We start from the raw sequence: 9,599 nt of genomic DNA on the forward strand, positions 1-9,599 counted from the left end.
CGGCGGTCTCCTTCTTTAATACTCGGTGCCTTACAATGCCTATAGGCTTTGCCTTTTCGCCTTAGATAAGGTTTGAATTGTTCATAGCGCGCTTTATTTTGATAAAGATAGTTATAGATTGATTGGACGCTGACTTTCTTTAAACGTGCAGCAATCTGCTCTGGGCTGTAATAAAGCATGAGGTATTTTTCAACTTGGCGCCATACCGAAGACTCTATTGGCTTACCATTACCGCTGTTTTTTCGCCTTTTCTTAGCTAGGGTTACCGCATCATGTGCTTGATAGGCTTGATTAGGTTTTGAGTTTCTTTTTATCTCTCGACTTATTGTCGAAGGATGTCTATTGAGTAGCTGGGCTATCTCTTTTTTATTCTTTCCGGCTTGTAATAATACGAAAATCTGGTATCTTTCCTTCCTAGAAAGGTGATTATAATACATAGCAATCTCCAAACTGTGGTGGTGCGAAGGTGCTAGTATAAATCACCTTTCTACTTTCTTCACTCCACCGTGTTTAAAATTGCACTTCATGTTTGAATCCAGGATTATTAAAATAATATCTTACTTATTTATTTTAAATGTTATTGATATCTAATTTGATTGAATATCAAGCTGATTAAGCTATAATGCAACGACTTCAAATAATTTACAGTTGTAATGATTATTGGTTTTATCGGTGCAGGTAAAGTAGGTTGTACTTTAGCTAAGTATTTTTCTTTATGTGGAATGCAGATTTCTGGATTTTATAGCCAAACCTATGAACATGCAAAAGAGGCAAGTGATTTTACTCAAAGCCAACATTATACTTCTTTACCTGAATTAGTTAATGATAGTGATTGCATATTAGTCACAGTACCTGATGGTCAAATAGTCACAGTTTGGCAAGAACTTTGTCAATTATCTATTGCTAACAAATGGATTGGTCATTGTAGTGGTCTGTTAACATCGCATATTTTTAGTCAACATAAGGTTGTTCACCCATTTGCGTTTTCTTTGCATCCTTTATATGCTATTTATGATAGATTTAGTTGCTATATGGCAATGTCAGGTATCTCTTTTACTCTTGAAGCAAATGAAAATATTATCCCTCAATTACGAGCCACATTAGCTCCACTAAATAATCCTTTAGCAATTTTACCTGCAAGTAAAAAACAGTTGTATCATGCTGCTTGTGTTATGTTAAGTAATCAAGTTATTGCATTGGTTCAAATCGGTGTTGATTTGTTTAAACAATGTACACTAGATGCTGAATTTAGTGAACAGGCTTGGCATCCATTATTTCTAGGAAATGCAAATAATATTGGTAAAGTAGGAGTGATCAATGCTTTGACTGGACCTGTCGAACGTGGTGATATTGAAACTATCAAACAACATATTATGGCAATGCCTGATGAACTCAAGCCGATTTATCTACAATTATCAACTATTTTACTTAATATTAGTCGGACAAAACATCCAAATAAGGATTATCGACAATTAGAGCTGGAGCTGTTACCTTGAAAAATACAATTCTTACACTACAAAAACGCAAGCAAAATCAACAAAAAATTACCATGTTAACTGCATACGATTATACTACAGCCAAATTAATGGACGAAAGTGGTATAGATTGTCTGTTAGTCGGTGATTCTTTAGGAATGGTGATGTTAGGTTATGATAGTACTGTATCGGTTACTATGGAGGATATGATTCACCATTCCAAAGCAGTAGCAAGAGCCGCTAAGTCAGCTTTTGTGGTGACAGATTTACCTTTTATGTCTTATCACACGTCTGTATATGATGCGGTTTTAAATGCAGGTCGTTTAATCAAAGAAGGGCAAGCTCAAGCAGTGAAACTTGAAGGTGGGCAAGCATTTTATGAACATATCAAAATGATTACACAAGCATCTATTCCTGTTGTAGCGCATATTGGGTTAATGCCACAATCTGTACTTGCTTTAGGTGGGTATAAAGTTCAAGGTAAGGATTATGAACATGCTAAAAATATTGTTCTTGATGCATTAGCGGTTGAAAAAGCTGGTGCTGCAGCTATTTTGCTTGAGTGTGTTCCGGCAGGTTTAGCGAAATTTATCACACAATTAGTTAATATTCCGACGATTGGCATTGGAGCGGGGGGGGATTGTGATGGGCAAGTGCTAGTTTATCAAGATATGTTATCAATGTATGATGGTATTTCGTCAAAATTTGTAAAATCTTTTGCATCGATTGGTGAACAAATGAAACAAGCTTTTAAATTGTATTGCCAAGAAGTTAATAATCGACAGTTCCCAGCTACAAATCATGAGTTTTCTATTGAAGATAATGTTATAGAGAAACTCAAGCTTGAATTTACTATTAACCATAAGGGCTAATACAAATGAATATTGTAAGTACAATTAAAGAAGTCCAAGCACAAGTAAAAGCTTGGCGTCAAGCTGGGTATAGTATAGGGCTTGTTCCAACAATGGGATATTTGCATGAGGGTCACCAAAGTCTAATGGCCGCGGCTAAAAAGGAAAACCAAAAAGTAATTGTGAGCATTTTTGTTAATCCTATCCAGTTTGGTCCTTCTGAGGATTTAGCAAGCTATCCTATTGATTTAAATAGAGATAAAATTGCTTGTGAGCAGATGGGGGTAGATTTGATTTTTTGCCCAACTGTTAATGAAATGTATGTTCGTAATTTTAGTAGCTATGTTGATGTTAATGGTTTAACCAACGCATTATGTGGACAAAAGCGTCCGGGGCATTTTAAAGGTGTTTGCACTGTTGTCGCAAAATTATTCAATATTACGCAACCTGATCGTGCTTATTTTGGTCAGAAAGATGCACAGCAGCTAGCTGTAATTAAACGTATGGTAAATGATCTGAATTTTAATATTGAGATTGTTGGTTGTCCGATTGTGCGTGAAGCTGATGGGCTAGCTAAAAGCTCGCGTAATAGTTATTTGTCCGAAAACGAACGATCCGCATCTGTTTGCCTTTATCAAGCTATAGAAAGTGCCAAAGCAATGATAAAGCAGGGGGAAAAGTCAGTAACTGTTATTACAAAAGTTATGCATGAGCTTATAACCAATCAACCCTTAGCTAAAATTGATTATATTGAATTTGTTGATCTAACATCTTTACAATCGGTTGATATGCTTGAGCAAGATTGCTTATGTGTGTTAGCCGTTTATATTGGTAAAACACGGTTAATTGATAATTTTATATATCAACATCCCTAGTTATAACAATATTTTGGTGATAGATATATAAAACCACTTGATATAAAGCGGTTTTTTTGTCATTTGTCGTGTAATAAAAATTTTTTAAGAAGATTAAATCAACGAGTTTATTATTCTGCCAATTTATTGTTTAGCTATTTTACTGTAGAATGGTCAAAATTTTATGCCTTAAATCAGGATTTATGCATTAATTATGAAAAATACGACTTATAATCCACAAGAAATTGAACAACCTATTTACAAACATTGGGAAGAAAGTGGGTATTTCAAACCCAATGGCGATAAGTCTCAACCAAGTTACTGTATTGCTATCCCACCACCAAATGTAACTGGGAGTTTACATATGGGGCATGCATTTCAACAAACTATTATGGATGCCTTAATTCGTTATCATCGTATGCAGGGCAATAATACTTTGTGGCAATCAGGAACCGATCATGCAGGTATAGCAACGCAAATGGTTGTAGAGCGGAAAATTGCTGCAGAAGAAAACAAAACTCGTCATGATTATGGTCGCGATGCATTTATCGAAAAAATCTGGCAATGGAAAGCTGAATCAGGTGGCAGCATTACAAAGCAAATGCGTCGTTTAGGGGATTCAGTTGATTGGGAGCGTGAGCGTTTTACAATGGACCAAGGCTTATCCAATGCCGTTAAGGAAGTTTTTGTTAGATTATATCAAGAAGATCTGATTTATCGCGGCAAACGTTTAGTTAATTGGGATCCAAAACTGCGTACCGCTATTTCTGATCTTGAAGTCGAAAATCGTGAAGTAAAAGGTTCAATGTGGCACTTACGTTATCATCTTGCTGATGGTGTGAAAACATCAGAAGGAAAAGATTATTTAGTTGTCGCCACAACTCGTCCTGAAACATTATTCGGTGACACAGGTATTGCTGTTAATCCTGAAGATCCACGCTATAAAGATCTGATTGGTAAATTTGTAGTCTTACCGTTCGTAAATCGTCGCATTCCTATTATTGGTGATGAACATGCCGATATGACTAAAGGTACTGGTTGTGTAAAAATCACACCTGCTCATGACTTTAATGACTATGAAGTTGGGCACCGTCATCAGTTACCAATGATAAATATCCTAACTTTTGATGGTAATATTCGTACACAAGCTGAAGTATTTGATACTAACGGAGAACCTAGCACGTTATATTCAACTGATATACCATTAGAATTTCAGAATTTAGAGCGTTTTGCTGCCCGTAAAGCTATTCTTGCACAATGTGAAAAACTAGGTATTTTGGAAAAAATAGAACCTCATGATTTAACCATTCCTTATGGTGATCGTGGCGGTGTTGTTATTGAACCTATGTTGACGGACCAATGGTATGTGCGAGCCAAAGTGCTCGCAAAACCAGCCATTGATGCGGTCAAAAATGGCGATATTCAGTTCGTACCAAAACAATACGAAAACATGTATTTTTCTTGGATGAATGATATTCAAGATTGGTGTATTTCCCGTCAATTATGGTGGGGACACCGTATTCCTGCGTGGTATGATAAACAAGGTAATGTATATGTGGGGCGTGATGAAGCTGAAGTACGACGTGAAAATAATTTGTCAAATGATATTGAGTTAGAGCAAGATGAAGATGTGCTTGATACTTGGTTCTCGTCTGCGCTTTGGACATTTTCAACGTTAGGTTGGCCAGAAAATACTGACGACTTAACCACGTTTCATCCAACGAATGTGCTAGTGACCGGTTTTGATATTATATTCTTTTGGGTAGCTAGAATGATCATGATGACCATGCATTTTATAAAAGATGAACATGGAAAACCGCAAGTCCCATTTAAAACGGTGTATGTCACGGGTCTAATTCGTGATGAAGAAGGACAAAAAATGTCAAAATCTAAAGGAAACGTTATCGATCCTTTAGATATGATTGATGGTATTTCTTTAGCTGATTTGTTAAAAAAACGAACAGGCAATATGATGCAACCACAACTTGCTGAGAAAATTGCTAAGCGAACAGAAAAGCAATTCCCAAATGGCATTGAAACGCATGGTACTGATGCACTACGATTTACACTCGCAGCACTAGCATCAACAGGGCGTGATATTAATTGGGATTTAAAACGTTTAGAAGGTTATCGTAATTTCTGTAATAAACTATGGAATGCAAGCCGTTATGTGTTAATGAATACTGAGCAGCATGATTGTGGTTTTAAAGGAGGAGATTTAGATTATTCGCTAGCTGATAAATGGATTTTGGCTGAATTTAATCAAACAGTTAAAAATTATCGTGAGGCATTTGATACTTATCGTTTTGATTTGGCTGCTAATATTTTATATGAATTCACTTGGAACCAGTTCTGTGATTGGTATTTAGAACTAACGAAATCCATTTTAGCTAATGGCGAAACATCGCAGCAACGTGCAGCTCGTCATACGTTAGTGACTGTATTAGATGCTCTATTACGTCTGGCTCATCCAATTATTCCATTTATAACGGAAGAAATTTGGCAAAATGTAAAACCACTAATGGATATTAAAGCTGATACCATTATGTTACAACCAATGCCTATTTTTGATAACCAGTCTTCAAATGATGAGGCAGTTGCAGATATTAATTGGATAAAAGATGCGGTAATTGCTGTACGTAATATTCGTGCAGAAATGAACATTGCACCAAGTAAGCCACTACAGTTATTAATTCGTAAAGCGTCACCAACAGTGCATCGAATTACTAGCAATAATATTAGTTTTATTGAATCATTAGCAAGATTATCTGAAATAGTCTTATTAGATGAAAATGAAACTGGACCTTTATCAGTAACTAAATTAGTTGACGGTGCGGAATTATTAATACCTATGGTAGGATTAATTAATAAAGAAAATGAACTTGCTCGTTTAGAAAAAGAAATTGCACGCATTGAAGGTGAAATTATGCGGATTGCAAACAAGTTATCTAACGCAAGCTTTGTTGATAAAGCACCTGCGGCAGTAGTCACTAAAGAGAAAGAAAAACAACAAGGTTATATTAATGATAAAGCCAAACTGCAAGAACAATATTTGCTGATAAAAAATCTTTAATATTAATAATAAAAAGCCTCTCAAATGAGAGGCTTCAGATTGATGACAAAGAGCCCTCTTTTTGGCGAGTTCTTTGATCTAATAATAAGAGGAATTCTTCTATGCTAAAAAAACAACTCCAGCGACACCAGAAAAAATAGAGCAAATCTCGCTAGATGCGCTTGTCCCTTAAAATCATCTTGTTCGTAAAATAGCTAAAGTCATTGATTTTGAATTTATTCGAGAAGCGGTAGCACCACTTTATTGCCCTAATAATAGTCATCCAGCAGAAGATCCGGTCAGACTGTTTAAAATCATGCTATTGGGGTATCTTTTCGGTATCCCCAGTGAACGTCGTCTGGTTCAGGAAATTCAGGTCAATTTAGCTTACCGCTGGTTTCTGGAATGGGATTAACCGAAAAAGTGATTGACGCCTCAACACTCAGCCAAAATCGTCGCCGTCGGTTTAATGACAGTGAAATCTATCAACAGATTTTTGATAATATTGTTGAGCAGGCCATTGCCAAATGGTTGATAAGTGGTCGGGTTTTATATACGGATAGTACTCACCTGAAAGCAAATGCCAATAAAGGCAAAGCACGTAATGAGCAGCGTATTGTTGAGCCCAGTCATTATATTGATGCGCTTAATCAAGCCATCAACGCAGAAAGAGAATTAAACGGAAAAAAGCTTTAAAGCCATCGACGGTAGAGAAATACAAGGAGATTAAAGTCAGTACAACAGATCTGAACAGTGGCTTTATGCATTGGGAAGGCAAGCCTAAAGGATTTTTCTACTTAGATCACCGAACGGTTGATGGCAAACATAATTTAATTACCGATACCTATGTCACAGCTGGAAATATTCATGATTCCCAGCCTTACATGGCTCGATTAAAACGCCAATTAGAGCGATTTGGCTTTAATCCGGTTGGTGTCGGTCTTGATGCGGGTTATTTTACGGCTCCCATTTGCCATTTACTGCTGGCAGAGCAGATATATCCGGTGTTGGGTTATCGTCGTCCCACCCATGGTGCGAATCCCATCAGAAAAAAGCAGTTTATCTATAACAGTCAAAACGATACTTATACTTGCCCAAACGGGCAAACATTAATATATAAAACTACCAGCAGGGAAGGTTATCGTCATTATCATTCTGATTCAACAACCTGAAAAGTCTGTCCGTTATTGTCACAGTGTACACAGAGTAAAAATACACAGAAAGTCATCACACGCCATATCTGGGAAGCAGATAAAGAAAAGGCCAACGAAATTCGTTTAAGTCAGTGGGGTAAAGAAGTTTATGCTCGACGAAAAGAGACCATAGAGCGCAGCTTTGCTGATGCTAAACAACACCACGGACATCGCTATGCACGATTTAGAGGAAGAGCGCACAGTGTTTATTGGCCGCAACGGCTCAAAATATCAAGAAAATAGAGATAAAGTGTAATAGTCTTTACTTAATCTGACATTTAAGTTATTTTATAACACAAAAGGAGAGTCAGAAATGAATCAAACAGCCAAAATCATTAAACCTAAATTAGGCCTTCTAGAATTAGCTAAGCAACTCGGTAACGTTCAACAAGCTTGCAAAGTCATGGGATACAGTCGAGATAGTTATTATCGCTTTAAAAAATTGTATGAGCAAGGGGGAGAGCTTGCGCTTCAAGAAATTAGTCGTAAAAAGCCTATCGAAAAAAATCGGGTAGAGCCGCATATCGAACAAGCCGTTGTCAATATGGCCTATGAATATCCAGCTTATGGGCAACATAGGGTCGCCAATCAACTCCGTCAAGAAGGCATAATGGTGTCAGGTAGTGGTGTACGCTCTATTTGGCTACGCTATGATTTAGAAAGTTTTAAAAAACGCTTAATTGCGCTAGAAACCAAAGTGGCATAAGAAGGATGTGTGCTCACTGAAAATCAATTACAGGCTCTTGAAAAAGCCAAAGCATCACGAGAAGCGCATGGCGAAATTGAGACACATCATCCGGGTTATTTATGTGCACAAGATACCTATTATGTAGGGCATATTAAAGGCATAGGGAAAATATACCAACAAACATTTATTGATACCTATTCCAGACTCGCTTTTGCTAAAGTCTATACCGAGAAAAACAGTCTGATTGCTGCCGATATGCTCAATGATAAAGTGCTTCCTTTCTTTGACTACGAACAAGCGCCACTTTTACGCATTCTTACAGACCGAGGTACGGAATATAACGGTCATAAGGAGAGCCATGCTTATGAACTTTATCTTAATCTAGAAGATATTGAACACACCAAGACCAAAGCCTACAGTCCACAAACTAACGGTATTTGTGAGCGATTCCATAAGACGATAAAAACAGAATGTTATGATATTTTATTTCGACGTAAGATTTACACGCAATTGAGTGAAATACAAAACGACATTGAGCAATGGCTTGAGTTTTACAATCGAGAAAGAGCACACTCGGGAAAGTATTGTTATGGAAAGACACCATGGCAAACATGGAATGATGCAAGAGGGTTGGTTAAGGAAAAGCAATTAGAGAATTTATTTTGTTCATCAGACACGCATTTTGTTAAAATGAAGACCGATGAGTAATATGTGTCTGTCAGATTAAGTTTGAGCTACTACAGCTTAACTATTTATCTTATAATACTTTTTAAAATTAGATAAGAGTTTAAATAAGAGAAATGGTGGGTTGTGAGGGGATCGAACCCGCGACCAATTGATTAAGAGTCAACTGCTCTACCGACTGAGCTAACAACCCACTTAAATATTTCCGCCTATTCTATATAATTTAGATTAATAATGCAAATTATCAATCTAATTTTATTTATCAGGATATTTTGATATAAATCTCAGAAATATCAAAATTAGTATTATAATATTGTAAAACTAAAATAGTTATAAAATCAATATTATTTATCTAACTAAAACTTGTTGTCATAATTCACATTAATTCGCAATTTAACTTTGGAGGCAAAAATCCTAGATTACACCATGAAGTGCAATTCTTCTTAGCTCCTTAGAATAAAAATCGGCAGGGCTTTTAAACTTATGCCGTTTTCTTGGGCGTGTGTTCAATAGATATTGTATTTTCTTTATCTGTTTGTCGTCAACTGTAACTCTCCCCTAAAATAGTACAGCAAAAAAGTAGAAAATTCTCTATGATAAAAGTAAAAGGGGATTTAATGATGAAAAAAATGACTGAACATCAAATCGTCGCTATTTTAAAAGAAGCTGAAGCAGGTATTCCTGTCAAGGAACTCTGCCGTAAATATGGCATGGGTAATTCAACTTTTTATAAATGGCGGGAAAAATACGGCGGAATGGAAACTTCGGATATCAAACGCTTAAAAGAGCTGGAGGCTGAAAA

6 protein-coding genes, 1 tRNA gene and 2 pseudogenes are annotated in these 9,599 nt (G+C 36.5%); 7 read left to right on the forward strand and 2 right to left on the reverse strand.

Annotated features, from left to right (window positions below; all coding sequences use genetic code 11):
- A partial coding sequence (locus A9G37_RS04680) for a helix-turn-helix domain-containing protein (RefSeq protein WP_141671059.1) occupies window positions 1–437 on the reverse strand: 437 nt, incomplete at its 3' end.
- Window positions 438–653: 216 nt separating this feature from the next.
- On the opposite strand from A9G37_RS04680, the gene A9G37_RS04685 reads away from it, so the two are divergent.
- From A9G37_RS04685 to A9G37_RS04715, 6 genes and pseudogenes are all read left to right on the forward strand, one after another.
- Window positions 654–1,496 (forward strand): Rossmann-like and DUF2520 domain-containing protein, encoded by an 843-nt coding sequence (locus A9G37_RS04685; RefSeq protein ID WP_065574774.1) that lies wholly within the window; start codon window positions 654–656, stop codon window positions 1,494–1,496.
- Window positions 1,493–2,347 carry a 3-methyl-2-oxobutanoate hydroxymethyltransferase gene (gene panB, locus A9G37_RS04690; RefSeq protein WP_065574775.1) on the forward strand — a complete coding sequence of 285 codons (855 nt, stop codon included), beginning with the start codon at window positions 1,493–1,495 and terminating at the stop codon, window positions 2,345–2,347. The genes A9G37_RS04685 and panB overlap by 4 nt, the downstream gene beginning before the upstream one ends.
- A 5-nt stretch (window positions 2,348–2,352) precedes the next feature.
- Window positions 2,353–3,201 carry a pantoate--beta-alanine ligase gene (panC, locus tag A9G37_RS04695; protein ID WP_065574776.1) on the forward strand — a complete coding sequence of 283 codons (849 nt, stop codon included), beginning with the start codon at window positions 2,353–2,355 and terminating at the stop codon, window positions 3,199–3,201.
- A gap of 193 nt (window positions 3,202–3,394) precedes the next feature.
- Entirely contained in the window at window positions 3,395–6,253 is a 2,859-nt protein-coding gene (locus A9G37_RS04700; RefSeq protein ID WP_065574777.1) for a valine--tRNA ligase, read from the forward strand.
- Between the two features lie 136 nt (window positions 6,254–6,389).
- Window positions 6,390–7,700: pseudogene (locus tag A9G37_RS12105) on the forward strand (IS1182 family transposase).
- 38 nt (window positions 7,701–7,738) lie between these two features.
- Window positions 7,739–8,821 (forward strand): annotated as a pseudogene (locus tag A9G37_RS04715) (IS481 family transposase).
- A 93-nt stretch (window positions 8,822–8,914) separates the two neighbouring features.
- Here A9G37_RS04715 and A9G37_RS04720 read toward each other — a convergent pair.
- Window positions 8,915–8,990: transfer RNA gene (locus A9G37_RS04720), tRNA-Lys, on the reverse strand.
- A gap of 424 nt (window positions 8,991–9,414) precedes the next feature.
- Between A9G37_RS04720 and A9G37_RS04725 the strand changes: the two genes are divergently transcribed.
- The coding region (locus A9G37_RS04725; protein WP_065574780.1) for a transposase at window positions 9,415–9,599 on the forward strand (185 nt) is incomplete at its 3' end.

It is taken from the genome of Gilliamella sp. GillExp13 (genome assembly GCF_001690815.1).
GTDB classification, from domain to species: Bacteria; Pseudomonadota; Gammaproteobacteria; order Enterobacterales; family Orbaceae; genus Gilliamella; species Gilliamella bombi.

Bases quoted from the DNA above. Each gene is read 5' to 3' on its own strand.
- A9G37_RS04700 (WP_065574777.1), top strand. From the start codon at position 3,395: ATGAAAAATACGACTTATAATCCACAAGAAATTGAACAACCTATTTAC.
- panC (WP_065574776.1), top strand. From the start codon at position 2,353: ATGAATATTGTAAGTACAATTAAAGAAGTCCAAGCACAAGTAAAAGCT.
- A9G37_RS04685 (WP_065574774.1), top strand. From the start codon at position 654: ATGATTATTGGTTTTATCGGTGCAGGTAAAGTAGGTTGTACTTTAGCT.